At 64.0% G+C, this 24,740-nt stretch carries 27 protein-coding genes; 13 read left to right on the top strand and 14 right to left on the bottom strand.

Translation table 11 applies throughout. The features are described from left to right. Positions 1 to 109 precede the first annotated feature (109 nt). Both F8197_RS25735 and F8197_RS25730 read left to right on the top strand, forming a co-directional pair. Complete coding sequence (locus tag F8197_RS25735; protein WP_373996999.1) at positions 110 to 478, top strand: type II toxin-antitoxin system RelE/ParE family toxin; 369 nt, start codon at positions 110 to 112, stop codon at positions 476 to 478. Beyond that, complete coding sequence (locus tag F8197_RS25730; RefSeq protein WP_152884705.1) at positions 468 to 803, top strand: DNA-binding transcriptional regulator; 336 nt, start codon at positions 468 to 470, stop codon at positions 801 to 803. Before F8197_RS25735 ends, F8197_RS25730 begins: the two co-directional genes overlap by 11 nt. A gap of 178 nt (positions 804 to 981) precedes the next feature. On the opposite strand, the gene F8197_RS25725 is transcribed toward F8197_RS25730, so the two are convergent. Continuing rightward, positions 982 to 1,787 (bottom strand): IS5 family transposase gene (locus tag F8197_RS25725; RefSeq protein ID WP_373996981.1). Its coding sequence is split into 2 segments (ribosomal slippage): positions 982 to 1,457 and positions 1,457 to 1,787, totalling 807 coding nucleotides; the frame shifts between segments, so codons are not numbered across the junction. A 73-nt stretch (positions 1,788 to 1,860) separates the two neighbouring features. Then, a complete protein-coding gene (locus tag F8197_RS25720; RefSeq protein ID WP_152884703.1) occupies positions 1,861 to 2,547 on the bottom strand; it encodes a GNAT family N-acetyltransferase in 687 nt (228 codons plus the stop codon). Positions 2,548 to 2,643: 96 nt separating this feature from the next. On the opposite strand from F8197_RS25720, the gene F8197_RS25715 reads away from it, so the two are divergent. Continuing rightward, complete coding sequence (locus tag F8197_RS25715) at positions 2,644 to 3,855, top strand: hypothetical protein (RefSeq protein WP_152884701.1); 1,212 nt, start codon at positions 2,644 to 2,646, stop codon at positions 3,853 to 3,855. Positions 3,856 to 4,080: 225 nt separating this feature from the next. Here F8197_RS25715 and F8197_RS25710 read toward each other — a convergent pair whose 3' ends face one another. The 3 genes from F8197_RS25710 to F8197_RS25700 all read right to left on the bottom strand — a co-directional run bounded on the left by F8197_RS25710 (position 4,081) and on the right by F8197_RS25700 (position 7,528). After that, positions 4,081 to 5,283: a tetratricopeptide repeat protein gene (locus tag F8197_RS25710; RefSeq protein ID WP_227012424.1), complete on the bottom strand. Its 1,203-nt coding sequence runs from the start codon at positions 5,281 to 5,283 to the stop codon at positions 4,081 to 4,083. Between the two features lie 142 nt (positions 5,284 to 5,425). Next, on the bottom strand, positions 5,426 to 6,646 hold the full coding sequence (locus tag F8197_RS25705; RefSeq protein WP_152884698.1) for a DUF2863 family protein: 1,221 nt from the start codon (positions 6,644 to 6,646) through the stop codon (positions 5,426 to 5,428). Positions 6,647 to 6,661: 15 nt separating this feature from the next. Further along, positions 6,662 to 7,528, bottom strand: coding sequence for an HDOD domain-containing protein (locus tag F8197_RS25700; protein WP_152884696.1), 867 nt, complete (start codon positions 7,526 to 7,528; stop codon positions 6,662 to 6,664). A gap of 200 nt (positions 7,529 to 7,728) precedes the next feature. Between F8197_RS25700 and F8197_RS25695 the strand changes: the two genes are divergently transcribed. Further along, positions 7,729 to 8,298, top strand: a complete 570-nt coding sequence (locus tag F8197_RS25695; protein WP_152884695.1) for a DNA-3-methyladenine glycosylase — start codon at positions 7,729 to 7,731, stop codon at positions 8,296 to 8,298. Here the strand turns inward: F8197_RS25695 and F8197_RS25690 are convergent. Together F8197_RS25690 and F8197_RS25685 are read right to left on the bottom strand one after the other, a co-directional pair. Beyond that, a complete protein-coding gene (locus tag F8197_RS25690; protein ID WP_152884693.1) occupies positions 8,200 to 9,897 on the bottom strand; it encodes a methyl-accepting chemotaxis protein in 1,698 nt (565 codons plus the stop codon). The genes F8197_RS25695 and F8197_RS25690 overlap by 99 nt on opposite strands. A 23-nt stretch (positions 9,898 to 9,920) precedes the next feature. Beyond that, the gene (locus F8197_RS25685; RefSeq protein WP_152885105.1) at positions 9,921 to 10,346 is read right to left on the bottom strand and encodes a cache domain-containing protein; all 426 of its coding nucleotides are present in this window, start codon (positions 10,344 to 10,346) and stop codon (positions 9,921 to 9,923) included. A 272-nt stretch (positions 10,347 to 10,618) separates the two neighbouring features. Here F8197_RS25685 and F8197_RS25680 point away from each other — a divergent pair, with 272 nt between their 5' ends. From F8197_RS25680 to F8197_RS25665, 4 genes are read left to right on the top strand one after another with little or no spacing between them, the layout of a single operon-like run. After that, the gene (locus tag F8197_RS25680) at positions 10,619 to 12,139 is read left to right on the top strand and encodes a KamA family radical SAM protein (protein ID WP_227012423.1); all 1,521 of its coding nucleotides are present in this window, start codon (positions 10,619 to 10,621) and stop codon (positions 12,137 to 12,139) included. 4 nt (positions 12,140 to 12,143) lie between these two features. Continuing rightward, positions 12,144 to 13,499 carry an MFS transporter gene (locus F8197_RS25675; protein ID WP_227012422.1) on the top strand — a complete coding sequence of 452 codons (1,356 nt, stop codon included), beginning with the start codon at positions 12,144 to 12,146 and terminating at the stop codon, positions 13,497 to 13,499. A 4-nt stretch (positions 13,500 to 13,503) separates the two neighbouring features. After that, entirely contained in the window at positions 13,504 to 14,385 is an 882-nt protein-coding gene (locus F8197_RS25670) for a 2OG-Fe(II) oxygenase (protein WP_152884691.1), read from the top strand. 44 nt (positions 14,386 to 14,429) lie between these two features. Next, positions 14,430 to 15,287 (top strand): fumarylacetoacetate hydrolase family protein, encoded by an 858-nt coding sequence (locus F8197_RS25665; protein ID WP_056137884.1) that lies wholly within the window; start codon positions 14,430 to 14,432, stop codon positions 15,285 to 15,287. 1 nt (position 15,288) lies between these two features. On the opposite strand, the gene F8197_RS25660 is transcribed toward F8197_RS25665, so the two are convergent. After that, a complete protein-coding gene (locus tag F8197_RS25660; protein WP_152884689.1) occupies positions 15,289 to 16,530 on the bottom strand; it encodes a hypothetical protein in 1,242 nt (413 codons plus the stop codon). A 103-nt stretch (positions 16,531 to 16,633) separates the two neighbouring features. Then, positions 16,634 to 17,992, bottom strand: a complete 1,359-nt coding sequence (locus tag F8197_RS25655) for an aspartate aminotransferase family protein (RefSeq protein ID WP_152884687.1) — start codon at positions 17,990 to 17,992, stop codon at positions 16,634 to 16,636. 117 nt (positions 17,993 to 18,109) lie between these two features. On the opposite strand from F8197_RS25655, the gene F8197_RS25650 reads away from it, so the two are divergent. The 4 genes from F8197_RS25650 to F8197_RS25635 are packed head-to-tail and all read left to right on the top strand — an operon-like array spanning position 18,110 to position 20,585. Next, positions 18,110 to 18,664 carry a carboxymuconolactone decarboxylase family protein gene (locus F8197_RS25650; RefSeq protein ID WP_152884686.1) on the top strand — a complete coding sequence of 185 codons (555 nt, stop codon included), beginning with the start codon at positions 18,110 to 18,112 and terminating at the stop codon, positions 18,662 to 18,664. Positions 18,665 to 18,701: 37 nt separating this feature from the next. Next, positions 18,702 to 19,013 carry a hypothetical protein gene (locus F8197_RS25645; RefSeq protein ID WP_152884684.1) on the top strand — a complete coding sequence of 104 codons (312 nt, stop codon included), beginning with the start codon at positions 18,702 to 18,704 and terminating at the stop codon, positions 19,011 to 19,013. Next, positions 19,013 to 19,537: a hypothetical protein gene (locus tag F8197_RS25640; RefSeq protein WP_152884682.1), complete on the top strand. Its 525-nt coding sequence runs from the start codon at positions 19,013 to 19,015 to the stop codon at positions 19,535 to 19,537. The genes F8197_RS25645 and F8197_RS25640 overlap by 1 nt, the downstream gene beginning before the upstream one ends. A 37-nt stretch (positions 19,538 to 19,574) precedes the next feature. Then, a complete protein-coding gene (locus tag F8197_RS25635; protein WP_152884680.1) occupies positions 19,575 to 20,585 on the top strand; it encodes a serine hydrolase in 1,011 nt (336 codons plus the stop codon). A gap of 64 nt (positions 20,586 to 20,649) precedes the next feature. Here the strand turns inward: F8197_RS25635 and F8197_RS25630 are convergent, their stop codons facing one another. The 3 genes from F8197_RS25630 to yjgA all read right to left on the bottom strand — a co-directional run bounded on the left by F8197_RS25630 (position 20,650) and on the right by yjgA (position 22,640). Further along, on the bottom strand, positions 20,650 to 21,315 hold the full coding sequence (locus F8197_RS25630; RefSeq protein WP_152884678.1) for an alpha/beta hydrolase: 666 nt from the start codon (positions 21,313 to 21,315) through the stop codon (positions 20,650 to 20,652). A gap of 115 nt (positions 21,316 to 21,430) precedes the next feature. After that, positions 21,431 to 22,051, bottom strand: a complete 621-nt coding sequence (mog, locus tag F8197_RS25625) for a molybdopterin adenylyltransferase (protein WP_152884677.1) — start codon at positions 22,049 to 22,051, stop codon at positions 21,431 to 21,433. Beyond that, positions 22,041 to 22,640, bottom strand: a complete 600-nt coding sequence (gene yjgA, locus F8197_RS25620) for a ribosome biogenesis factor YjgA (RefSeq protein WP_019923207.1) — start codon at positions 22,638 to 22,640, stop codon at positions 22,041 to 22,043. Before yjgA ends, mog begins: the two co-directional genes overlap by 11 nt. A gap of 94 nt (positions 22,641 to 22,734) precedes the next feature. Here yjgA and pmbA point away from each other — a divergent pair, with 94 nt between their 5' ends. Further along, positions 22,735 to 24,087, top strand: coding sequence for a metalloprotease PmbA (gene pmbA / locus F8197_RS25615; protein WP_152884675.1), 1,353 nt, complete (start codon positions 22,735 to 22,737; stop codon positions 24,085 to 24,087). Between the two features lie 95 nt (positions 24,088 to 24,182). On the opposite strand, the gene F8197_RS25610 is transcribed toward pmbA, so the two are convergent. Both F8197_RS25610 and F8197_RS28685 read right to left on the bottom strand, forming a co-directional pair. Next, positions 24,183 to 24,380 (bottom strand): hypothetical protein, encoded by a 198-nt coding sequence (locus F8197_RS25610; RefSeq protein WP_152884673.1) that lies wholly within the window; start codon positions 24,378 to 24,380, stop codon positions 24,183 to 24,185. 29 nt (positions 24,381 to 24,409) lie between these two features. After that, a partial coding sequence (locus F8197_RS28685; protein WP_193333573.1) for a hypothetical protein occupies positions 24,410 to 24,740 on the bottom strand: 331 nt, incomplete at its 5' end.

Genomic DNA, 24,740 nt, shown 5'->3' with positions numbered 1-24,740 from the left:
TACTCTTAAGCATGCTACTGCGCCTACAAAGACGCCCAAAAAATCTGTAAATCCCAAGCGGGGTGCGAAAGCGTCGGGTAAAGCCGCAGGCCCCAATCAGGCTGTGAAAGTGTTAGGTCCTAAGGAGCGAGTTTTCAAGACCAAATGGTTTGCTTCTGCAGCAGCGTCAGCGGGGATTAGTGATGTTGAGCTTTGTCAGGCTATTGATGAGCTCAATAAAGGTCAAGGGGACGACTTGGGCGGTGGAGTATGGAAGAAACGTTTGAATAACAACTTGCATCGCTCAATTGTTCTGGCGAAGTTAAAAAAACGTTGGATTTATGCTTTCCTCTTCGCAAAAAAAGATCTTGAAAATATTGACAAAAAGGAACTAAAAGCTTTTAAGAAATTGGCTAAAAGCTATGGTGAAATGCCTGAGGAAAAATTGGATGAGTCAGTTAAAGTGAAAGAACTGATGGAGATTTGTCATGACTGCTAAAGTGAGTACTAAAATGAAGCCTCGTAGTGCCGCCTTTGAAGCAATCCATAGTGCGGCTTCTGGATTGCATAAGGTTGGAGTAATCGATAAGGAGACCATGCGCGAATTCGACGCAGAATGTCTGATGCCTGTTCCGGAGTACACAGGGGATGATGTTAGACGCATCCGGACTAAGATAAAGGTCAGCCAGGCAGTGTTTGCTGTTTATATGAACACGAGTTTGTCTGCTGTGCAGAAGTGGGAACAAGACAATCGGACGGTCCAAGGACCTGCTGCTAGATTATTGAATATTGTAGAGCGTGGTGGCCTTAAGGCTATTGCTTGAGTGCATTGTGTCTCGTGTAGGTGCATGTACTTAGTTCAAATTTTTTAGATTTTTAGTGATATTTCGTCGCTGGCTATTATGGCGAGCGAGCATGTGTCTCATAATCCGTTGGTGCCGTGTTCGACTCACGGGAGGCCTACCAATATTCTTTATAAAATCAGTAGTTTACTTAGAGCTGCTAACACAAGTCATCTACGAAGCGTGAAGTGATGACCGCAGCGGCTATTGAGAGCAGCGCCTTGTGAATGTCGAGCCTGCGCTCGAAACGGGTTCGTAGTTTTCCGAAGCCAGCGAACCAGGAATGTGTTCGCTCGACGCCCCAGCGGTGCCGGCCCAGGCGGTCTTTGCTTTCGATGCCTTTGCGGGCAATACGCGCGGTGATGCCGCGCTTGCGCAAATAACGTCGGCATCGAGCATAGTCGTAGCCCTTGTCAGCATGCAGTTTGCTAGGGCGTTTCCTCGGTCGCCGGTCCAAACCAGGCACGGCCGGGATAGCATCGAGTGTGCTTTCGAACGCTATCGAATCATGTCGGTTTGCCCCGGTGACCGTGATGGCCAGCGGAACGCCCCTTGCGTCGACGACGATGTGCCGTTTGCTGCCTAATTTTCCTCGGTCCGTTGGGTTGGGGCCAGTTTCCGAGCCCCCCGGGGGCTGGCGACGTTGGCCCCATCGATACTGGCTCGACTCCAGTCAATCTGATCGTGTTCGCGCAACCTAATGAGCATCGCCAAGTGCAACTTGTCCCAGACTCCCGCAGCTTGCCAATCGCGCAGTCGTCGCCAACAGGTCACGCCGCTGCCAAAGCCCATTTCTTGCGGTAAGTCTTCCCATGGGATGCCGGTATGAAGCACATACAGGATGCCGTTTAGGGCTGCCTGGTCATCAACCGAACGCCGACGACCACCTTTTCGTGAGGGTACAAACTCAGGAATCAACGGCTCCAGCGCTGCCCACAATTCATTGCTAACTTTTCGTCTTGCCACGCCGATGACCGTAGCGTAAATTTCACTTGCCGTCCAGTTGTGTTAGCGGCTCTAAGTAAACTCAGCCGTGACATCAACCTTCCCGCGCCACCACCCGCACCACCGTCTCCAGGTAATCCACAAACCCCATCCTCAAATACAACTGGTGCGCCGCTTCGTTGTTGCGCATGACGTGCAGGAACGACGTGTCGGCGCGTGCCTGGTGGCGGTGGACCAGTTTGCCGATCAGTTGGCGGGCCAGGCCGCGGCCCTGGTCGTCGGGGTGCGTGCACACGCCGCTGATTTCGCACAGGCCGGGGGCGCGCAGGCGTTCGCCGGCCATGGCCATCAGGCGGTCGCCGTCGAAATAGCCGAAGTAGTCGCCGAGCTCGATGGTGCGGATGCCGAACGGGCCGGGCTTGCACAGGTTGGCCAACTCCAGCGCTTGCGGCGCATGGTGCGGTTGCAAGCGTATGGCATCGGGCGCCGGATCCGATGCCGGCATGCCACCGGCCCAGGCCATGCGATACATGGTGGTTTCGGCCTCTATACGCCACCCGGGCGGGGCGGCACCGGTCCAGTTTTCGCAATAAAAATGTTCGCCCGGCGCGCAGTGCGGCAGCAGCGCGGCAAAGTCGGGCGCAGTGCTGTCGGCAAAGGCCAGAATGGGCGAGAAGCCGGCGGTGTAGCGGCGCGCGCCGCCGTCGCCGCTGGCATGGCAGGCATGCGCACCGGTCAGGGTGTGCCAGAAGATATCGTCGAGTAGTTGGTTGCGTTCCATATCTTATTTTAACGTACACAAAATAGTCAGGCGGCTGATCACCTCGAGCAGGCCATGTCGCTACACTCATGGCAACTTTAGCCGATGGAGCATCCGATGAAAATGGCGTCGTGTGTCGTGGGACTGTTGCTGACGGGCGCGGCGAGCGCGCGGCCGGTGCTGCCGACGCAGTCCTTGATGGAACAATTGCGGCAGAGCGAACAGGCCGTAACAAACGCCCGCTTGCAGCCGGAAAACAAGGGGCGCTTGTTTGGCACCCTGCAAACGTACGGCAACGTGCTCAGTTTCGCTGGCGACGCCGACGGCGCCATGGCCGCGCTGGACGAAGGCAGGAAGGCGGCGGGCGTACCGGTTGCCGGTAGCGCGGCGGAGGTGGTAGCATTGACTGACGTGCACGCCGAAGACGCCATCCGCGCGATCGTCGCCGCCGCGCGCGACAAGCGCGCGGTGCTGATCAACGAGGCGCATCACCAGCCGATGAACCGCGCCTTTACCCAAAGGCTTGCGGCCGAACTGCGCAAGATCGGCTACACCTATCTCGCGTGCGAAACCTTTTACCCGGCCGTCAGCGCCCAGCCCAGGTATGTCACTGCCGCCCATGGCTACTATGTGCAGGAGCCGGCATTTGCCACGTTCGTCAACGACGCCATCGCCAGCGGCTGGACCCTGGTTCCGTATGAACACGTACAGGACGCCAGCGTGACCGACCAGGCAGAGCGCGCCAAGCTGCGCGAGGCCGGCCAGGCCAGCAATATCTACGAGCGCATCTTTGCCCGCGACCCCGAGGCCAAGGTATTGATCCACGTGGGATACAGCCACTTGAACAAGACGTCCGTCAACGGGCGTCCGATGATGGGGACGCACCTGGCGGAAAAACTGGGCCCGAACGCCACGCTGCACGTGGACCAGGCGGCGTTGTTTGCCCATGCCGACCGCACCCGCGAAAGCGCCGCCTACCGGCCACTGCTGGCGAAGTTTGCGGCCACCGAACCGTTTATTTTGCAGCGGGCCGACGGCAGCACGCCGGTGCTGCTCAACCAGTCCCGTTTCGTCGATATGCAGGTAATCTTCCCCGACTACGGCCACCAGCACGGCCGTCCCGCCTGGTTGATCGGCCTGGCCGGCCGCACCGCATCGCCGGTGCCTGCCACGCTGCTGCCGGCCACCGGCCGGCGCCTGGTCCTGGCGTACGACAAGGCGCATGGCGCCGACGCGCTGGCGGTCGATGCCGTACTGGTGCAGGCCGGGCAACCGGTGCCGTCATTGATGCTGCCGCCGGGAGATATGCGCCTGGAAACGCAGGAGTAAACGCCCGGGGGTGTCACCCGGCCCGCGCACTGCGTGGTCCCCACCCACACTGGGGCCCCGGTTCCGGTCGGTAGCCCCGGCCCAAACCGCCGCTGGCTTCTCGGTACGGATTGGCAGCCTCGCCCGCAATTGGCGCTGGCTTCAATTTGGCTTGGCCGCCGCCGTCCGCAGCCGGCGCTGGCCTCAGTTCGGGTTAGCCGCCGCTGCCCGCAACCGGCGCTGGCCTCAGTTCGGGTTGGCAGCCGCCGCCCGCAGCCGGTTGCGCTTGGCTGCATACAGGTCGTGGGTATCGCGCGAAGTGCTGTTGTCGATCGCTGCTTGCAGGTGGCGTTCGGCGGCGCGTACGTCGTGCAACTGGTAACTGGCGACCGCCAGTAAATAGTGCAGCTCGTGGTAGTCGGGCACACGGTCCAGTTCGCGCTGGAACAGGGTGCGAGCGCGGCTGTAGTCGCCGCGCGCCATCGCTTCCTGGCCCTGGTTGTAGAAGTAGAACGGCGGATACGGTTCTAGCAGGCGCAGCCGCGCGCGCAGCAGTGCCGCTTCCTGCGGACGGTGCGCGTTCTCCAGCGTTTGCGCCAGGTTGGACAAATAGATGGTGTTGTCGGGCGCCTCGCCCAGCGCGTGGCGCAGGGCCAGCTCGGCAGCCGCCAGGTCGCCGTGGTGCTGGTAGATCACGCCGAGGGTGTTGTAGGCATTGAGAAAATCCGGGGCGGCGTCGATGGCCTGACGCGCGGCCCAGTAGGCGTCATCGACGTGTCCGGCTGACAGCAGCTCGGCAGCCCGGTTGTTGAGGTACATGGCCACCACCGTGCGCTCCGCCAGCGGCAGGGCGCGGCTGCGCGCGGTGTCCGGAGTCGGAATGAAATCGACCACCAGCGGCTGGCTCGATTGCATCGTGTAGCCGATGTTGCTGCTGATGGCGTCGATGCGTTTGCGGTCGAGCACCAGGTTCACATGGTTGCTGGAAAAATACAGATTGCCGCTGCGGCTCCACACTTCGCCCACGTCGATCTGCTGGAATTGCACAGTAAAGTTCAGTTCGCGCGCCAGCGCGGCGGTCATGATGGCCAGCGACAGGCAGTTGCCCGAGCGCGCTGCGAAGGTTTCTGCTGCGGTGCGGGTGATGACGGAATCGTACTCGAGCTTGAGCTGGTCGCGCCGGTACAGCGCGTTGAATAGTGCCTGGCGCTTGTCCGTGGTCTTTTTGGCGTTGTCGATTTCGTCGTGCAGGTAGCGCCGCATGGCGTCGTCGAGGGCGAAGATATTGGCCGTGTCGATCGGCTTGTCGGACTGGTGGAACGCCTGGTCCTGGAACAGGCCGGGCGGTGGCGGGCGCGTGGCGCCGAGGCTGGCGCAACCCGATAACAGACTGCAAGTCAGCAGCAGGGACGCGAACAGTCCCAGCCGCAGTGGTGTCGATGCCTTCATGATCGTCTCCTTCGGCGCACGCTGGTGGCGTACGCCGCTGCGGCGCACCATGCCGGCACCGCAAGGCAGCGGACTCTATGTTCCGCTTGAAGGAAAAGTATCCGCCGCTATTGGTCCGAAGTCAAAGACAAAAAAAGCGCGCTCAGCCCAGCGGCCGCACATCCACCGGGCTGCCGTCGGCATCGAACCGCAGCGCCACCGAGATATCGGCCAGGCCGATGCTGGCCAGCGCATCGCGCAGGTCGTCCACTTCCACTTCCAGGTCGGCGGTCAGGTCGAGCGGCTTGTCGGCCGTGGCCAGCACCGTGGCGCCGGCAGCAAGCTGCACGCGCAGCAGCATCTCGTCGTCGATGTCGGTAGGGGCGATGATGGCGGACAATTGCTCTGGCGCGTGGCCGGCCATGGCGCCATTCATGGTGGCGAGGATTTGCAGGGTGGCGTATTCGGCCAGCGCCTGCTCGCGCGCGCCGAAGAACAAATCCTGGTACAGGAAATTGAGCGTGAGGGCGCCGTCAGCGCCACGGCCACGGCCCAGGCAGCGCGCCACCATCGGAGCGAAATCGGCGGTCCATTGCTGGTAGGCGTCGGCGCGCCTGGCGAAATAGGCGTCGGCCGCTTTTTCGCTTTTCGGCACCTGGTAGAACGGATCGTCGGCGCGTTTCAACGCGAAGCCGACCAGGAAGCGTACTTCCACCGCGCTGTCGTCCGGGCCAAACGCGGTGGGCGTCCAGCCGTGCGACATGCTGCGCTCCAGGGCGGGAGCCGCCGTGAGTTTTTTCTCGGTCAGCGAGTTGGCCGCTTCGCGCAGCATGGCGTGCAACTGGCCGTAGCTGATGCGTTCGATTTCTTCGAGGTCGTAAGCGTGGCTCACCAGTACGACTTTCGCCTTCGGGCTTTCCAGGCCGGCGGCGGTCAGGCTGTCGAGCACTGCGTCGTAGGCGGCGCTGTCCTGGAAATCAAAAGCGGGATCGAGGCCGCCCTGGCTGTGCACGAACACGGGAATGGCAAACGCGTCGATCTCGATGTCGGCCGCACCTTCGCGGCGCAGCACCAGGTTGGCCGCGCCTTCCTCGATGGCGTTTTTCAGGTAGCGATAGCCGTCCACCGATTCGTCGCGCGCCAGTTCCACCGCGCCGTACAGTACCTCGTCCTTGCCTTGCGTGAGCAGGCGGCGCAGCAGGCGCTGGAACTCGATGGCTTTTTGCGCCAGGTCGGCGCGGGTGGCGGCAGCGACGATGTCGGGATTGGCTTCGCCGTCCGACAGGTCCAGCGCCAGCGCGCACAGTTCGGTGGTGTTCTGCTCGTCCTTGACTTCAGGCGAGGTGGCGGATTTGCGGGGGACGGGACGCTTATTCTTGGGCATGCGGATGGGGGATCTTTATCGTTCGTTGTGGAAGGCTTCGTTGAGCTCGTCGAGCAGGTCGGCCGCTTCGTCTTCGGTCAGGCCAAGGTGCTGGCACGCCAGTTCGCCGCCTTTTTCCCATTCGTGGGACAGGGTGCGGCCGAAGAAGCGCGTGATGCCTTTTTCGGCCAGCAGCGTGAGCGCCACCAGCGAACGCACGGCGTCGTCGGTGGCGGGATCGTCGAGCACGCGGTAGTCGTGGTGCAGCAGGATGGCCCACGAAACGTCGGGCGACAGGCCCCAGTTGCGCGCCAGCAGGCAGCCGATGGCCGCGTGGTTGGTGCTGTAGCGCTCATCTTCGATCTCGGTGAAGCGGCGGACCGGTTCGTCGCAGGCGTCGTCGTAGGTGGCGGCGTAGTCGGCAAAGCGGTCCATCAGCAGCGGCACGCCGATGTCGCAGAACAGGCCGAAGGTATGGGCGATGTCGGCCGGCGCGATGCGCAGCTTGCGTGAAGTGAACATCAGCGCTTGCGCGCGCCGCATCGAGATTTCCCAGAACGCGCTCAGGTCGGCGCCCTGGCCGTCGATGGCGCGCCGCGCCAGCAAGCCAGTCAGGGTGGACGCGCACATATCGACGCCGAGAAAGTTGATGGCCTGCTCGACCGACTTGGCCTTGCGGGCGGCGCCGAAAAACGGCGAGTTGGCCAGCTTGAGCAGGGCGCCGGACATGCCGACGTCGTTGCCGATGATGCGGGCCATATTGCGCGGCGACGGGTCGGCCTTGGCCAGCTCGCGCTGCAAGTCCACCAGCAGGCTCGGCCGTGGCGGAATCCGGATGGAGCGCATCAGCGCGTCTTCCACCGCGTTTTCTACTGGCAAAGCTGGGGCTGCAACTGTGGTCATGGTGCGGGATCGTCGGAATGGGTGGGAGGCGCAAAAGCGGCACATGCGTACCCGTCATTATCGCCGCAAGCGCCGGCCCGCTGCGTGATTTTCTGGTTTTTTTATTGCTTTATGACCATATTTGGCCCGTCAGGTGTATCGCGTGCGCACGTTTAATAACGTTTTGTCAGCGTTTTTGTGGCTTCCCTTACAATGTAGCCATGAGCAAAATCATTGCCGGAATTGATTTCGAGGCGCCTTCGGAGGTGGTGGCGCGCCAGTTGATCGGCGTCACCGTGCTGGTCAACGGCGTGGGTGGGCGCATCGTCGAGACCGAGGCCTACGACCGCGAGGAGCCGGCCTCGCATTGCTATATCGGTGAGACGCCGCGCAATTTTTCCATGTTCGGGCCGCCCGGGCGCAGCTATGTGTACCGCTCGCACGGCCTGCACTGGTGCCTCAATTTTGTCTGCCGCGAGAACGGCCACGGCGCCGGGGTGCTGCTGCGCGCAATCGAACCGCTGGCGGGACTCGACCAGATGCGCGCCCGGCGCGGGCTCGAAGACGAGCGCTTGCTGTGTTCGGGCCCGGGCCGGCTGGCGCAGGCGCTGGGCATTACGCGCGCCGACAACAACCTGCCGCTCGACGGCGCGCCGTTCACGCTGCTGGCAGGCGATCAGGCGGTGGATGTACTAACCGGCCCGCGCATCGGCATTTCGAAAGCCGTGGAGCTGCCGTGGCGCTTTGGCCTGGCGGGCTCGCGCTTTCTGAGCAAGCCGTTCCGCCAGTGACGGCGGCGCCGCTTCCACCTCTTCAGCCACTGCCACGTCGCTGGCGGTAGCACTGCCCACCTGGAACACCGACACTGCGTGCGACAGGTGCACGGCCTGTTCCTGCAGGCTTTCCGCCGCAGCTGCCGCCTGCTCCACCAGCGCCGCGTTCTGCTGGGTGACGTCGTCCATCTGGCCCACCGCCTGGTTCACTTCCGCGATGCCCTGCGCCTGTTCCGCGCTGGCCGCGCTGATGCGGGCGATGATGTCGTTCACCTGCTGCACCGACGCGACGATGTCGACCATCCGCTCGCCGGCCTGGTGCACCGAGGCGCTGCCGCTGTCGATGGTGGCCACCGACGCCGAGATCAGCGCGTTGATCTCCTTGGCCGCCGCCGCCGAGCGCTGCGCCAGCGTGCGCACTTCCGACGCCACCACCGCGAAGCCGCGTCCCTGTTCGCCGGCGCGCGCCGCTTCCACCGCCGCATTCAGCGCCAGGATATTGGTCTGGAACGAGATGCCGTCGATCACGCTGATGATATCGACGATCTGGCGCGAGCTGGCGCGGATGGTGGCCATGGTCTGCACCGCCTGCTGCACGGCGGCGCCGCCGCGCTGCGCCATGTCGCTGGCGCCCGCCGCCAGCTGGCACGCTTCCCTGGCGTTGGTGGCGGTCTGCTGCACCGCTTGCGTCAGGCTGTCCATGGCGCTGGCGGTTTGTTCGAGTGAACTGGCCTGCATCTCGGTGCGGGTGGACAGGTCCTGGTTGCCGCTGGCGATTTCATGGGCGGCCGTGTCGATCGAGCGCACTGCGCCGAGGATGGTGGAAATGGTTTTAGTCAGGTTGCCCATGCTCTGGTCGAGCAGGCGCGCGGTGTCGGCGATTTCGTCGCGGCCGCTGTTGGTACTGCTTGCGCCCAGCCGGCCTTCGGCCAGCGCGATCACCACCGCGCCGATGCCGCGGATATCGCGCAGCATGGCGCGCCGCACCGCCATCGTCACGCCCAGCGACAGCGCGATCGACAGCAGCACCAGGACCGCCATGGCGGTCGCCAGCGTGCGGAAGTCGGCGCTGGCGCGCGCGTGGGCCTGCTCGCTCAGTTTTTTTTCCAGCATCGACAACTGCGCCAGCTGGTCGTTAAGTACCAGGAACTGCTTCTCGGCGCGGGCCATGGCGTTGGTGGCGATGCTCTGGTCCATCTGCGCCATGTCCATGGTTTCCAGCACTGCCTTGCGGTATTCGGCCAGCGCCTTCAACGACTGCTCGACGTAGCGCCGCTCGTCGCCCTGGGTTGCGGCGCTGGCCAAACGCCGCAACTGGTCTTCGATGCCGGCGTGGCGGGTCTTGATCTGCAGGCCCAGTTCGTCGAGGCGGCTCTGGGCGAAGCTGCCGTTGACCCACGCCAGCAACTGGTAGATATGGGCGTGGGCGTAGCGCGCCTCGCCGGCCACGTCGGCCGTGGTTTTCAGGCGCGCGGCGCGCACCTGCACCAGGTTTTCCAGCGAGGCGTTCTGGCGCACCATGCCGATCGACGCGGCGCCTGCCGTGACGATCAGCAGTACCAGCACCAGGCCGGGCGCGAGCAGCAGTTTGGGGCCGATCCGTAGTTTGTTCAGCATGGCGCTCTCCGGTAAGTGTGGCGTCACTTCTTGTAGATGCCGGCTTCGAGCACGACGTCGCCCACGCGCAAGATGTAGGTGGTCTTCGGTTCGAGCTTGCCGGAGGTGGGATTCTTGTACTGGTAATCGACCCAGCCGCTGCCCTTGCTGGCAGCCAGGTCGATGATCTCGCGGCGGTATTTTTTGCCGCTGGCGTCCGGCACGTCGGTCAGGTCCTTGCCGACGATGGACGGGTTGACCGGATGCGCCAGCACGATGCCGGTTTTCAGATCGCGGATGTCCACGTACAGCGAACCCTGGATGAAGCTCGGGTCGCGCGCGGCCACCTTGCGGATCATTTCGTCCTTGCCATGGGCCTTGATGAAGGCGGCGCCGCGTTCGGCCATGGCGATGGCGTCTTTTTCGGTGGGGTCGGCGGCGCGCACCGGCAGGGAATAAAACGACAGCATGGCGGCAGCGGTAAAGGTGGCCAGTACGGGTTGCAGTTTCATGACGGATGTCCTTGCAAAGGGGAGGGAGCTTTGAACTCTACCGGCGCCCCTGCCTGCGCAAATTGCGGTGCCGCAAGTAATAGCCGTAAGGAAATTCCATCTGTGGTCAAGCCGCAACTTGCCTCAAAGCCTCAAATTTTTCCCTGAATCACTTGATATCTGGCAATTTCGGCGCGGCGCGAGAGTCCTAGCATCCAGTCTCCGATTGATCACTGCCACAGGAATCAGCCATGACCACCGCCACCCCCGCCAAGTTCAAACCCTATACCCGACAGACCATCACCCACGCCCGTCAATGGGAATGGCTCACGCCCGACCTGCAGGAAGCCGTGCAGGTGGTGTCGCACGTGCTGCCCTTTCGCACCAACGAATACGTGCTCGATCAACTGATCGACTGGAACAACATCCCCGACGATCCGATCTACCGGCTGGTGTTCCCGCACCGCGACATGCTGGCGCCCCGGGATTACGCCCAACTGCGCGAGCTGGTGCTGGGCAACGCCAACCCGGATGCGCTGGCCGCGCTGGTGCGCAAGCTGCGCTTGCAGATGAACCCGCATCCGGCCGGGCAGATGACGCACAACGTGCCGCACCTGGACGGCGTGCCGCTGCGCGGCTTGCAGCACAAGTACAAGGAGACCGTGCTGTTCTTCCCCAGCGCCGGCCAGACCTGCCACGCCTATTGCACCTTCTGCTTCCGCTGGCCGCAGTTCGTCGGCATGGACGACCTCAAATTCGACGCCCGCGAATCGACCGAACTGGCGGCCTACCTGAAAACCCAGCCGCAGGTCACCGATGTCCTGATCACCGGCGGCGACCCGCTGGTGATGAACACCCGCTCGCTCGAAGCGTTCATCGAACCGCTGCTCGCGCCCGAGCTGGCGCACATCCAGAACATCCGCATTGGCACCAAGTCGGTGGCGTATTGGCCGCAGCGTTTCGTCACCGACCGCGATGCCGACGACCTGCTGCGCCTGTTCGAGCGGGTGGTAGCCGCCGGCAAAAACATGGCCATCATGGGCCACTACAACCACGCGGTGGAACTGCGCCAGGACATCGCCCAGCAGGCGGTGAAACGCATCGTGAACACCGGCGCCACCTTGCGCATGCAGGGCCCCCTGATCCGCCACATCAACGAAGACCCGAAAAGCTGGGCCGAGCTGTGGCAGACTGGCGTGCGCCTGGGCGCCATCCCCTATTACATGTTCGTCGAGCGCGACACCGGGCCGCACGACTACTTCCAGCTGCCTTTGGTGCGTGCGCACGAGATCTTTCAGGCCGCGTACCAGATGGTGTCGGGCCTGGCGCGCACCGTGCGCGGACCGTCGATGAGCGCCTTCCCCGGCAAGGTGGTGATCGACGGCGTGGTCACCATCGGCGGCGAAAAAGTCTTTGCGCTGCAATTCCTGCAAGCCCGTAACCCGGACTGGGTACGGCGGCCGTTCTACGCCAAATTCGACCCGCATGCGACCTGGCTCGATGATTTGAAACCGGCCTTCGGCCACGACAAATTCTTCTTCGAGGAAGAGGGTGGCAGCCGCAGCGAGCATGGCCATGCGCCGGGCGACCGCAAGGTGATCCAGCTGGTGCCGGCCAGCAGCCGCGCGGCCGGCAGCGTGAGCACTTCAGGCGCCTCGAGCGCTTCAAGTAATAACAGCACCATCAGCACCATCGGCGCCGCCGTCAGCACCGGCACCGCTGGTGCCGCCAGCGCCACCGGCAGCACGGCCAGCGCACCCAGCGCCGCGTAGCCGCATGCGCCGCGACCACGCCGGCCACGCCAGCCGGGCCGACCGCACCAGCCATGCCGGCCACGGCGACCACGGCTCACCGGCGCCGGCCGCCGCCGCGCCGGCCCTGTCGCGGCGCATGGTGTTCCTGGTGGTGTTCCTGCCGTTCGCGCTGGGCCACTACCTGTCCACCCTGATGCGCATGATCAATGCCACGCTGGCGCCGGACCTGACGGCCGCGCTGGCGCTCACGCCCGGTCAGCTGGGCCTGCTCACCAGCGCGTTCTTCTTCGCCTTTGCGCTGGCGCAGTTGCCGGTGGGTGTGGCGCTCGACCGCTGGGGACCGGCGCGGGTGCAGTTGCCGATGCTGGTGATCGCCGCGCTGGGTGCGCTGGCGTTCGCGGGCGGGCGCGATTTCGCCCAGCTTCTGGTAGCGCGCGCGGTGATCGGGCTGGGCGTGGGTGGCTGCTTCATGGCGGCGGTGAAAGCGCTGTCCACCTGGGTGACGCCGGCGCGGCTGCCGTCGGTGCAGGGTTACCTGATCGCCGTCGGCGGCCTGGGGGCGGCATCGGCCACGCTGCCGGTGCGCATCGTGCTCGAACATAGCAACTGGCGCAGCCTGTTCATCGGCCTGGCGTCGGCGCTGATGTTCACGGCGGCGCTGATCCGGCTGCTGGCGCCGCCGCAAGCGGCCACCGTGCAGCGCCAGCCGCTGCGCGCGGCCATGGCCGAGATCTGCCGCCATCCGTCGTTTCGCGAGGCGGCGCAACTGGTGCTGGTGCCGCACATGGTGTTCTTCGGCATCCAGGGCCTGTGGCTCGGCCGCTGGCTCGGCGATGTGGCCCATTACTCCGAGGACCAGGTCAGCTGGCTGCTGTACGTGGGCATGGGCGCGGTGATCGCCGGCGCCATCGCGGTGGGCATGATCACCGAGTGGGCCGGGCGCCGGGGCGTGCGGCCGGTGCGGGTGGCGGCGGCCGGCGTGGCGCTGTTCATCCTGGTGCAGGCGGGTCTGGTGTGCGGCTGGCGGCCCGGCTACGCCTTGCTGGCGGTGCTGTTTACGCTGGTGGGCACGGTCACCGGCATCGAGTACACGATGGTGGCGCAAGGCTTGCCGGGCCGGTTGACCGGGCGCGCGGCCACCTGCCTGAACCTCCTGATTTTCCTGGGCGCGTTCGCGGTGCAGGCCGGCTTCGGGCTGGTGCTCGATTGCTGGCGGCCCAATGGCCACGGCCAGTATCCGGCGCAGGCCTACCAGGCGGGGTTTGCCTTGCTGGTCGCGCTGCAGGTGCCGGGGCTGGCGTGGTACGGTTGGCGGCGCTGGAGGCGTCCGGCGCGTTCCGGTAGAATGGACCATCACCCGGCCACCAGCACCAGATAAGACCATGACCGACGCCTCCGCTCCAACTTCCGTGCTCGCTTCCCTGCCGTCGTCATGGCAGGACTGGATCACCGATAACCTGGCGCGTGGCTGCAGTGCGCTCGACATGGCCAACAGCATGGCGCGCTCGGGCCAGTACACCATGGACGTGGCGCGCGCCGCGCTCGACGAGGCCGTGCGCCAGCGTGGAACGGGCAGCGACGCCGGCGCCAGCATTTTCACGCCGGCCCAGGTGATGCCGTTCATCGACACCACGCGCAACCGGATCGTGGTCGATCAGCGCGAAGTGGAGGTGCTGTTCGTGCTTAAAAATCCGCAGGTGATCTTGCTCGGCAATGTACTCGCCAGCGAAGAATGCGACGCCATCGTGGCGCATTGCGGCACCCGTTATACGCGCTCCACCGTCACCGGCGCCGACGACGGTTCGAGCGTGGTGCACGAGGGCCGCACCAGCGACATGGCGTTCATCGAGCGTGGCGAGGCCGAAATCGCCGAGCGCATCGAGCGGCGCCTGGCGGCGCTGGCGCACTGGCCGGCCGAATGCGGCGAGCCGTTCCAGCTGCAAAAATACGCGAGCACGCAGGAATACCGGCCCCACTACGACTGGCTCGACCCCGACACCAGCGGCCACCGCAGCCACCTGGCGCGCGGCGGCCAGCGCCTGGCCACCTTCATCCTGTACCTGACCGACGTGGAACAGGGCGGCGGCACCATCTTCCCCGGGCTGGGCCTCGAGGTGTATCCGAAGAAGGGCAGCGCGCTGTGGTTTCTAAATACCGACAGCAACCACCAGCCCGACCGCCAGACCCTGCACGGCGGCGCACCGGTGGTCAAAGGCACCAAGATCATCGCCAACAAATGGTTGCGCCAGGAGCGCTACGGCTGAGCCAGAGGTAGAATGCCAGGTCCTGTACCATTTGAAAGCAAACCATGAGACTTGTGCGCTACGGCCGTCCCGGCAAAGAACAACCTGGCCTGATCGACGACGAGGGCAAGCTGCGTTCGCTGTCCGCGGTGATCGACGATATCGACGCCGCGCAACTGGCTCCCAAGGCCCTGCGCAAGCTGGAAAAAATCGACCCGGCCACGCTGCCGCTGGTGCGCGGCAACCCGCGCTTCGGCGTGCCGGTCAAGCACGTGGGCAAGTTTGTCTGCATCGGCCTCAATTACTCGGACCACGCGGCCGAAGCCGGCATGCCGCTGCCCAAGGAACCGATCGTGTTCATGAAGGCCATCACCGCGCTCACTGGCCCGGACGATCCGATCATGCTGCCCAAGGGCTCGAAGAAAACCGACTGGGAAGTGGAACTGGGCATCATTATCGGCTCGCGCGCGCAGTACGTGACCGAAGAAGATGCGCTCAAGTACGTGGCCGGCTACACGGTCGTCAACGACGTCTCCGAGCGTTCGTACCAGCTCGAGCGCGGTCCGCAGTGGGACAAGGGCAAAGGTTGCGACAGCTTCGGCCCGGTCGGCCCGTGGCTGGTCACGCCGGAAAACATCGGCGACGTGCAGGACCTCGACCTGTACCTGGAAGTGAACGGCAAGCGTATGCAGACCGGTAACACGTCCACCATGATTTTCACGGTGGCGCAGATCGTCAGCTACCTGTCGACATTCATGACCCTGGAACCGGGCGACGTGATCGCCACCGGCACGCCGCCGGGCGTGGGCATGGGCCTGCCGAAGCCGCGCTTCCTCAAAAAAGGCGACCAGGTCCGCCTGGGCATTCCCGGTCTCGGCGAGCAGCAGCAGGAAGTGATCGACTGGAAGCCGCGTAAAGCTTGATCTAGTTGGCGGCAGTCTTGGCTGCCACGTCCGGCAGGCTGTCGAGCAGGGCCAGCACGTCGTCGCGGGTTTCGCTGGAAAAGCCCATTTGCGCGGTGACGCTGATCTTGCCGTTGGCGTGCTGGACGGTACTAAAGTTGGCGATACCCAGCGTGCGTTCGAACAGGATCACCTTCTTGCCGCTGTTGAGGTCAGTTGCCGAAATTTTCGACAGGCCACCTTCCTGCGACACCAGGATCGGACGGCCCGGCACATTGAACCAGTTGATGCGCCAGAAGTAGTGGCTGAGATGGCGCGAACCGTTCGGTTCGTATGCGCTTTCGAAGGTGTCCATCTGCTGGCACTTCGCGATCAATATATTCTTTTGCTTGCACATGCTCATCACCTGCACCTGCTTGTCCTCCAGCGACACGCTGACGGGCACCAGGCGGTTGCTCTCGATCTGGAGCAGCGCGTAATCTTCCTTCTTGCCCAGGCCGAGCGTATTGCCAAGGCTTTTTACCGAACTGAACAGCGCGCCCAGCGAGTTGCCCGGCTGGGTGCCGTTCGATTCCGGCGTACGTTCGAGCAAAATGTAGCCGGTATTGGCGATGTCGCCATTCTGCAGCGCGGCAATCGAGTATGCCTCCGGCGCCACGATATTGGTGGTGCCGCTGCCCGGCACGTAGCGGAAACCGGTGTTGTCGCGCGCCACCACGAAGCCGCGCGACGACGGGATCAGGCGGTAGCCGGTAAAGCGCTTGCCGGTGGCGGTGCTCACCTGCCACAGCGGACCCTGTTGATAGGCGGTGGCGATGGTCACCGGCTCCTCGGTACTGAGCGCGCGGCCCGACTTGAGGATGAACTCGCCGGTATGGGCTTCCGCCAGGTAGGTGAAATCGCCGGATTGGGGATCGAAGGCGTAGCTGCTGATCTTGCCCTCAGGATCGATGTAGCGCTTGCCGTTGACGGAGAAACCGTCACGGAAACGTTCGAATTGCACGCCCTCGGCCAGCACCGGGAATTTGCTGAAAGCTGCCGCCAGGTCGGCCTCGGTACGTGCGGGGGCTGCTTGCAGCGCTGGTTGCGCGGGTGCTTGTGCCTGTGCCTGTGCCGGCTGCGCAGCGCCGCCCATCTGCTGTTTCAGCAGCAGCGTGAGCAACTGCTTTTGCTGCTCGGGCGTCAGATTGTCGAGGTTTTGCGCTTGCAACGGTACGGTGGCAAACGCTGCGGTGAGCAGCAGGGCGGCGATACTTTTTTTCATGAGTAGAGCAGGGGCAGTTGGGGAAATATTAATTATAGGCAAATAATAAATCTTTTTGGTAACTATATTTACCAATGGAAATAATCCTCCCCAACCATGTTGTTTATTGCATACTGGCAATGGCATGCGTTACGGCTTGTGCCAGCCTGTCGGTGATCTCGGCCAGGTCGGCATCGCTGGCGATGAACGGCGGCGCCAGCAGCACGTGGTCGCCGCGCACGCCGTCGATGGTGCCGCCCATCGGGTACACCATCAGCCCGCACGCCATGGCGTGCTGTTTGATCGCCGCGTGCAGTTTTAGCGCGGGATCGAATGGCTGTTTGGTGTCGCGGTCGCGCACCAGTTCCACCCCGATCAGTAAGCCCCGGCCACGGATATCGCCCACGTGGGGGTGGCGGCCCAGCGCCTCGCGCAGCAGTGTGCGCAGCACGGCGCCACGGCCGGTCACCGCGCCCAGCAGGTTGTCGCGCCGGATCACCTGCTGCACTGCCAGCGCGGCGGCGGCGGCCACCGGGTGGCCCATGTAGGTATGGCCATGCATGAACACGCCGCTGCCGTCGCGCAGCCGGTCGATGATGGGCATGCGCGCCAGCACCGCGCCGATCGGCTGGTAGCCGGCGCCCAGCCCCTTACCCAGCACCACCAGGTCGGGCAGCACGCCTTCCTGCTCGAACGCGTACAGGGTGCCGGTGCGGCCCATGCCGCACATCACCTCGTCGGCGATCCACAGGATGCCGTACTTGTCGCACAGGCTGCGCACGCCGCGAAAGTAGCCGGGCGTGGGCGGCACGGCGCCGGCGGTGGCGCCCACCACGGTTTCGGCGCAAAAGCCGATGACGCGCTCCGGGCCCGTGGCGATGATGGTGTCTTCCAGCTCGCGCAGCAGCGCCGCCGTGTATTCCTCGGTGGTCTGGTCCGGCGCGCGGTCGTGGTACTCGAAGCACGGCGCCACGTGCGGCACGTCGATCAGCAGTGGAGCAAAGGGCTTGCGGCGCCATGCGTTGCCGCCGATCGCCAACGCGCCCAGCGTGTTGCCATGGTAGCTCTGGCGGCGGGCGATGAACACGCTGCGCTGCTCCTCGCCGCCTTCCACGAAATACTGGCGCGCCAGTTTCAGCGCGGTTTCCATCGCTTCCGACCCGCCCGACACCAGGTACACGTGATCGAGGTCGCCCGGCGCGTCACTGGCCAGCCGCGTGGCCAGTTCCTCGGCCGCCTCGCAGGTGAAGAAGGCCGTGTGGGCGTAGGCGTTGCGGTCGATCTGGACGTGCATGGCCGCCAGCACCTCCGGGTGCGCATGCCCCAGCGACGACACGGCGGCGCCGCCGCTGGCGTCGAGATAGCGGTTGCCTTCGCGGTCGTGCACGATCATGCCGGATGCGGAGCCGACGACGGGTGGCGTGTGGCGCAGGTTACGGTGTATCAGGTGAGTCGGGTGACTGGCTGGGTGGGGGCGGTTCATGGACATCCTTTCTGGCAAGTGGATTGTTATGATTGCCAACAGACAATAGCCGCGTTCAGCTTGTCTTCTGTTGATCCATGCCGCACCATGGCCAAAAACTTTACTAGGAGCAAGGACATGACCGATCGCCTGGGACCGATACCGTTCGCGCAGATGAGCGCCAGCCAGCAAGTCGCGGCGCAGGCGGTGATCGACGGCCCGCGCGGTGCGCTTTACGGACCGTTCGTGCCGTTGATCCGCAGTCCCGAACTGATGTCAGCCGCCCAGTGCATGGGCGAATACCTGCGCTACCGCAGCGCCATCGGCACCCGCCTGACGGAGCTGGCCATCCTGGTCACGGCGCGCCAATGGAGCCAGCAAGTGGAGTGGGCCATCCACGCGCCGATCGCGCGCGAATACGGCATCGCCGACGAGACCATCGCGGCCATCGCCGAGCGGCGCCGGCCGCAGGGACTGCTGCCCGACGAAGCGCTGGTGGTTGAATTTTGCCTGCAACTGCACCAGCAACAGCGCGTGGACGACCCCACCTACGCCGCCGCACTGGCCGCCTTCGGCGAACACGGCGTGGTGGACCTGATGGGCATCAACGGCTATTACACGTTTCTGGCGATGGTGATGAACGCCGCGCAGACGGCGGTGCCGCAGACGGAGGCGCCGTTGTTGCCGGATTAGGTCTTATACTTGAAGCTAAATGATCAGGGAGTTGGCCATGGCGCATATCGGAGTGAAGGAAGCAGTCAAAGCCGCCAAAGAGGCATTGCTCGAGTTGTACGAGGATGATCCGCCGACGGCGATGGCGCTGGAGGAAATAGAGAAGACCGACGAGAACGGGCGCGAGCTGTGGGCTGTGACCTTGGGCTTTCATCGCGACAAGGCGGTAGCGCTGCAAAGCACGAGCAACCATATCGGTGTGTTGTTCACGCCCACCGTCAGCCAAGTCGAAAATCGCGTCTATAAGACGCTGTTTATCGATGCAGTGACCGGTTCGTTTGTCAAAATGGATATTCGACAGGTGCACTGATGCCTGGGCTGGAGCAGCAACTGGTCTCGCTGATAGCCAAGCACGGCGAGCGTGGTATTCTGGTGGACACGAATGTTTTGCTGCTCTACTTGTTCGGGAAACTATTGCCGGCGGCATTGGGGCAAAAGCGGCTTGCCAAATACAGCCTCGAGGATGCCGATCTCATTGTGCAATTTGTCGGGCGGTTCGGCCATATCCTCGCTACCCAACACGTGCTTGCAGAGACCAGCAATTTGGCCAGACAAATAGTCAGTGGCGGTATGCGCGATTTGCTCGTACGTCAGCTTTACCCATGGTTTTGCCTTCAAACGCCTGGGTCCTTCAAGCATTGCGACGTGCCTGGCGCATCGATCGACGCAGGCTTGTTTGCGCGGCTGGGCCTTACCGACGCCGGATTGGCGTCGCTGGTGCGGTCCGATCACCTGTTGCTGACCGACGATCTCGACTTGTATATCGCGGCTGTCTCCAGCGGCGGCGACGCCATCAACTTTACCCACATGCGCGAGGCCGCCGGTACGGTGTGACGCTACAATAGCCGTTTGATTGTCACCTCTCCGCGCCATGCACAAAGCCCTTGCGCAATACCTCCAGAACCTGCAGGCCACACTCCCCGCCGACGGCCCCGGCTTCAGCGCCCTCGTGCTCGACCACGGCGAAGTCGCGTTCGAGCTGCACCACGGCCTGGCATCGCTGGAATCGGGCGTGCCGCTGTCGGCGCGGGCGATGTATTACCTGGCGTCGGAGTCGAAGCAGTTCATGGCTGCTGCCGTCATGCAGCTGGTGCTGGCGGGGAGGATCGGTCTCGATGATGATGTGTGCGAACATCTGCCCGAGCTGGCCGGGTTCGAGCAGCCGTTTGCGCTGCGCAGCTTGCTCAACCACAGCAGCGGCATTCCCGACTATTTCCAGTTCCTCCAATGCCAGCCGGGCCGCCACGAGGCCGATTACTTCAGCAACCGCGAGATCCTGGCGCTGATCGCCCGCATGGATGAGGTGGCGATGCCCACCGGTAGCGCGCATCGCTACAGCAACAGCAATTACATATTGCTCGCTGCCCTGGTCGAGCGGCTGGCCGGGCAACCGGTGGCGGGCTACGTGAAAGAGCAACTGCTGCTGCCGCTGGGCATGCAGCACTCGGGCTTCGACGACGACCGCCAGAACGTGTTGCCGCACCGGGTGTTCAGCTACGAAGAAGACACGGCACGCCCATTCGGCTACAAGCAGCACCTGGGCAACGCCAACACGGTTGGCGATGGCGGCATGTATGCCAGTGTGGCGGAGCTGGTGTTATGGGAGCGTGAATGGCATCGCCAGTGGGCCACGCCTGACAGCGTGCTGCGCGCGATGCTCGAACCCTCGCCGCTGCTGGACGGTTCGGTGCCGGACTACCGTTTCGGGCTGGAGTGGGTACGCGGCGATGGCGAGGACGTGGTGTTCCACGGCGGCAGCCTGTGGGGCTTCAATACCATGCTGCTGCGACTGCCGCAGCGGCAGCAGTCGGTCATCATGTTGTCCAACACCGACCGGGTGGAGCCGGACTGGCAGCAGATTGCCGCTGCCGCGATGGGCTGATCAGATAGCGTGCCTGCTCACGCCTTCAGAGCAAGGCGCAGCGATGGAGGTGTTATCGGGCGCGCTAGGCCAGCACACGTTTCAACCACGCACTGATGTCATTGACCTCTTCCTGGCACAGCGAGTGCTGCATCGGGTAGTCATGCCACTCCACGTTGTAGCCCCACTGTTGCAGCAGGTCGCGCGAGGCGGTGGCGCGGGTGAGCGGCACGACCGGGTCCATGCGGCCGTGGGCCATGAAGACCGGCGTCGCCAGGCTCTCCTTGGTGAATTCGGTCGTGGCCTTGGCGGCGATCGGCAGGTAGCCCGACAGGCACATCAGGCCGGCCAGTTTTTCCTTCTGGCGCAGGCCGGTTTGCATGGTCATCGCGCTGCCCTGCGAAAAGCCGGCCAGGATGATCTTGTCGGCGGCGATGCCGCGTTCTTTTTCGCGGGCGATCAGCGCTTCCACTTTGACTTGCGAGGCGCGCAGGCCCGCTTCGTCTTCCTGGCGACCGAGGTCGGTGGCGACGATGTCGTACCACGAGCGCATCACGTAGCCGCCGTTGACGGTGACCGGCATGGTGTCCGCATTGGGGAAGATGAAGCGGATCGGCGGCAGGCCGCGCAGGTCCAGTTCCTGGAGCATTGGCACGAAGTCGTTGGCATCGGCGCCCAGGCCGTGCATCCAGATGATGGCGACGGTGGGATGGTCGCCGGTTTCTTTTTCGATGGTTTGCAGCAGGCTCATAGGTTTCCTCGGTTTAGCGATGGCAGTGGCGGGCAAAACAGGTATCAGGGGCAGCAACGGCGCCAGCAGCGCCGCGCCCGCCAGCAGACGGCGCCGCCGCGCGGGGCGGTGTGCGTCACGCGGACGGAGCAGCAGGGCGCAGCGCCGATTTCGGCCGGAACGCCTTGCACACGGCGGGATCGGTTTCCATGTACGGCCCGCCGATCAAGTCGATGCAATACGGCACGGCAGCAAAGATGCCGCCGGCGACGGTGTTGCCGTCGGCGTCTTTCAGGCCGCCCAACGTTTCGGCAATCGCCTTGGGCTGGCCCGGCAGGTTCATGACCAGGGCGGCGTGGTCTGGCGTTTCGCGGACGACGGCGGTCTGGCGCGAGAGGATGGCGGTCGGCACGAAGTGCAGGCTGATCTGGCGCATCTGCTCGCCAAAGCCCGGCATTTCCTTGGTGCCCACGGCGATGGTCGCTTCGGGCGTGACATCGCGCCGCGCCGGGCCGGTGCCGCCGGTGGTTAGCACCAGGTGGCAGCGCGCGGTATCGACCAGTTCGACCAGCGAGGCTTCGATCTGCGCGCGCTCGTCGGCGATCAGGCGCGTTTCCAGGCGATAAGGCGTGGTGATGGTGCGGGCCAGCCAGTCCTGCAGGGCGGGAATGCCCTGGTCCTGGTAGACACCGCCGCTGGCGCGGTCCGAGACCGACACCAGGCCGATCACCAGTACAGGTTCCACGTTACTCGTCATCTTCTTCGCTGTCGGCGTCGTCAGCTTCGGCGGCGGCGTCTTTCTTCTTCTTGGCCTCGACCTGCTTGAGGATCTGGAAGATTTCGCGGTAGGCCTTCGGCGGCTTGTTTTCGGCTTGCTCCTTGCGGGCGTTGCGAATCAGGGTGCGCAGGTGCTGCACATCGAGTTCCGGGTTTTCGGACAGCAGCACGGTGAGCGCCTTGTCGTCGGCCAGCAGCTTGTCACGGCGGCGTTCCAGCGCGTGCATGGCGGCGGTATCGGATTTCGAGGCGCCTTTCCAGCCGTCGATGGTTTGCTGGATGGCGGCGATTTCCGCTTCGTCCAGGGTGCGCATCTTTTTACCGACGAATTGCATCTGGCGGCGGCGGCCTTCGTGGTTGGTGATGGTCTGGCACTCGAGGATGGCGTCGCGCACGTCCTCGGGCATCGGCACGCGCTTGACGCGGTCGCGCGGCTCGGCCACCAGCGCTTCGCCCAGCTTTTGCAGGGCATCGACCTGGCGTTTCATCTCGGATTTGGAAGGGCGCTCGTATTCCTGTTCGAATTCGGTCGAGCTGAAGCCGACGGCGCCGCGGTTTGGATTTACCATATTATTAACTTTCGGTCCGGCGCGCAGCCGTCCCTGTAAACTGTGAACGACTGCTATGATACCCGGTTTAGTACCTTACCGACGAAAACCGCCCATGTCCGATCCCCATTTCAGCCACACCCAAGACCAGTTGCAACAGCTCGCACGCGACGTGCTGGGCTACGCAAAAGCGCAGGGCGGCACCGATTGCGAGGTCGATTTCAGCGAGGGCAGCGGCCTGTCGGTGTCGGTACGCAAGAACAAGATCGAAACCATCGAACAAAACCGCGACAAGGGCATGGGTGTGACGGTCCACATCGGCCAGCGTCGCGGCAATGCCAGTACGTCCGATTTTTCCACCGCCGCCCTGAAAGCCACGGTGGAAGCGGCCTACAACATCGCCCGCTTCACCGCCGATGACGATTGCGGCGGCCTGCCCGAGGCGGAATTGCTGGAGATGGCGCCGCCCGACCTGCAACTGTTTTATCCGTGGGCGATCGATACCGCCGGCGCCGTGGAACTGGCCAAGCGCGCCGAAGCGGCCGCATTCGATGTCGATGCACGCGTGACCAACAGCGAGGGCGCGGGCGTGCACGTGCAGCAGTCGCATTTCGTCTCGGCCAACTCGCGCGGCTTCATCGGCGGTTATCCGTATTCGCGCCACACGGTATCGATGGCGGCGATTGCCGGACGCGGCGCCGGCATGCAGCGCGACGACTGGTACGTGTCGGTGCGCGATGCGTCGCGCATGGCCTCGCCCGAGGCGATCGGCCGGTACGCCGCCGAGCGCGCGCTGGCGAAACTCAACGCCCGCAGCCTCACCACGCGCACCTGCCCGGTGCTGTTCGAGGCGCCGCTGGCCATTGGTCTGCTGGGCGCCTATGTGCAGGCCACGTCGGGCGGAGCGCTGTATCGAAAATCGACGTTTTTTGTCGATTCCCTCGGCCAGCAGGTGCTGCCGTCTCACGTGCAAATCCATGAAGACCCGCACGTGATCGGCGCCGTGGGCTCGGCCCCGTTCGACGACGAAGGCGTGAAAACCCGTGCGCGCGACGTGGTCAAAAATGGCGTGGTGCAGGGCTATTTCCTGTCCACGTATTCGGCGCGCAAGCTGGGCATGCAAACCACCGGCAACGCGGGCGGCTCGCACAACCTCACGCTGTCGTCGTCGCTGACGGCGCCCGGCGACGACTTTGCCGCCATGCTGCGCAAGCTCGGTACCGGCCTCTTGGTCACCGAATTGATGGGGCAAGGCACCAACTATGTCACCGGCGATTATTCGCGCGGCGCGTCGGGCTTCTGGGTAGAAAACGGCGTGATCCAGTACCCGGTCGAGGAGATCACGATCGCCGGCAACATGAAAGACATGCTGGCGCAAATCGTCGCGGTTGGCGCTGACACCATGATGCGCGGCACCAAGCAGACTGGCTCGATCCTGATCGAGAAGATGGTGGTGGGCGGCGCCTGAACCTGCACGGCCAGGGCCGGCCCATGTGGTACTGCTAGCGTACTGCTAGCGTACTGCATGCGTACTGCTGGCGGGGCAGCCAGGGAGGCGATCATTTATCGCTTGCACAAGGCGCTGGCTGGTACGCCGCAGGCCACCAGCCGGCCCACGTCCGGATTTTTCAGGTAATCGAGGTGGGCACGATCCGGCCGCTCCAGTAATCCCAGCCAGGTCGGCGCGTTCGATACCAGGATGTTGAACACCTTGACGCTCTCGCTGGCGTAGCGTTCCGGTGGCAGCGTGTATGACAGCACATCGCTGGGATCGCTGAATGCGACCAGTGTCAGCAGCGCTGGAACGCGGCGCTGGTCGCCGCTGCCGCGCTGACGAAGCAGCAGTTGCAGGCTGTCGGGCGCCGCCGGTGCTGCGCCCGGTGCTGCGCACGGGGCAGGTACGGCAATGCCGCCGGCATCGGCAGCGGTTCCTGCCCCAGCCCCAGATCTTGCACCTGCGCCAGCATCTGTATCTGCGCCAGTACTGGCAGCGACACCAGCACCAGCACCAGCACCAGCACCAGCACCAGCACCAGCACCAGCACCAGCACCAGCACCAGCACCAGCACCAGGACCAGCACCAGCACCAGCACCAGCACCAGCACCAGCACCAGCACCAGC

The sequence above is a fragment of the Duganella sp. FT27W genome, assembly GCF_009295655.1.
GTDB classification, from domain to species: Bacteria; Pseudomonadota; Gammaproteobacteria; order Burkholderiales; family Burkholderiaceae_D; genus Rugamonas; species Rugamonas zoogloeoides.
This window is presented reverse-complemented; position numbering and strand designations above follow the sequence as displayed.

Coding starts and splice junctions, on each gene's coding strand:
- F8197_RS25655 (WP_152884687.1), bottom strand. CDS start 17,992: ATGAACCGCCCCCACCCAGCCAGTCACCCGACTCACCTGATACACCGT.
- F8197_RS25630 (WP_152884678.1), bottom strand. CDS start 21,315: ATGAGCCTGCTGCAAACCATCGAAAAAGAAACCGGCGACCATCCCACC.
- F8197_RS25710 (WP_227012424.1), bottom strand. CDS start 5,283: ATGAAGGCATCGACACCACTGCGGCTGGGACTGTTCGCGTCCCTGCTG.
- F8197_RS25705 (WP_152884698.1), bottom strand. CDS start 6,646: ATGCCCAAGAATAAGCGTCCCGTCCCCCGCAAATCCGCCACCTCGCCT.
- F8197_RS25685 (WP_152885105.1), bottom strand. CDS start 10,346: ATGCTGTCGTTTTATTCCCTGCCGGTGCGCGCCGCCGACCCCACCGAA.
- F8197_RS25690 (WP_152884693.1), bottom strand. CDS start 9,897: ATGCTGAACAAACTACGGATCGGCCCCAAACTGCTGCTCGCGCCCGGC.
- F8197_RS25680 (WP_227012423.1), top strand. CDS start 10,619: ATGACCACCGCCACCCCCGCCAAGTTCAAACCCTATACCCGACAGACC.
- F8197_RS25665 (WP_056137884.1), top strand. CDS start 14,430: ATGAGACTTGTGCGCTACGGCCGTCCCGGCAAAGAACAACCTGGCCTG.
- F8197_RS25700 (WP_152884696.1), bottom strand. CDS start 7,528: ATGACCACAGTTGCAGCCCCAGCTTTGCCAGTAGAAAACGCGGTGGAA.
- F8197_RS25660 (WP_152884689.1), bottom strand. CDS start 16,530: ATGAAAAAAAGTATCGCCGCCCTGCTGCTCACCGCAGCGTTTGCCACC.
- F8197_RS25650 (WP_152884686.1), top strand. CDS start 18,110: ATGACCGATCGCCTGGGACCGATACCGTTCGCGCAGATGAGCGCCAGC.
- F8197_RS25675 (WP_227012422.1), top strand. CDS start 12,144: ATGCGCCGCGACCACGCCGGCCACGCCAGCCGGGCCGACCGCACCAGC.
- F8197_RS25730 (WP_152884705.1), top strand. CDS start 468: ATGACTGCTAAAGTGAGTACTAAAATGAAGCCTCGTAGTGCCGCCTTT.
- yjgA (WP_019923207.1), bottom strand. CDS start 22,640: ATGGTAAATCCAAACCGCGGCGCCGTCGGCTTCAGCTCGACCGAATTC.
- F8197_RS25715 (WP_152884701.1), top strand. CDS start 2,644: ATGAAAATGGCGTCGTGTGTCGTGGGACTGTTGCTGACGGGCGCGGCG.
- F8197_RS25720 (WP_152884703.1), bottom strand. CDS start 2,547: ATGGAACGCAACCAACTACTCGACGATATCTTCTGGCACACCCTGACC.
- F8197_RS25640 (WP_152884682.1), top strand. CDS start 19,013: ATGCCTGGGCTGGAGCAGCAACTGGTCTCGCTGATAGCCAAGCACGGC.
- F8197_RS25645 (WP_152884684.1), top strand. CDS start 18,702: ATGGCGCATATCGGAGTGAAGGAAGCAGTCAAAGCCGCCAAAGAGGCA.
- F8197_RS25695 (WP_152884695.1), top strand. CDS start 7,729: ATGAGCAAAATCATTGCCGGAATTGATTTCGAGGCGCCTTCGGAGGTG.
- F8197_RS25635 (WP_152884680.1), top strand. CDS start 19,575: ATGCACAAAGCCCTTGCGCAATACCTCCAGAACCTGCAGGCCACACTC.
- F8197_RS25670 (WP_152884691.1), top strand. CDS start 13,504: ATGACCGACGCCTCCGCTCCAACTTCCGTGCTCGCTTCCCTGCCGTCG.
- mog (WP_152884677.1), bottom strand. CDS start 22,051: ATGACGAGTAACGTGGAACCTGTACTGGTGATCGGCCTGGTGTCGGTC.
- pmbA (WP_152884675.1), top strand. CDS start 22,735: ATGTCCGATCCCCATTTCAGCCACACCCAAGACCAGTTGCAACAGCTC.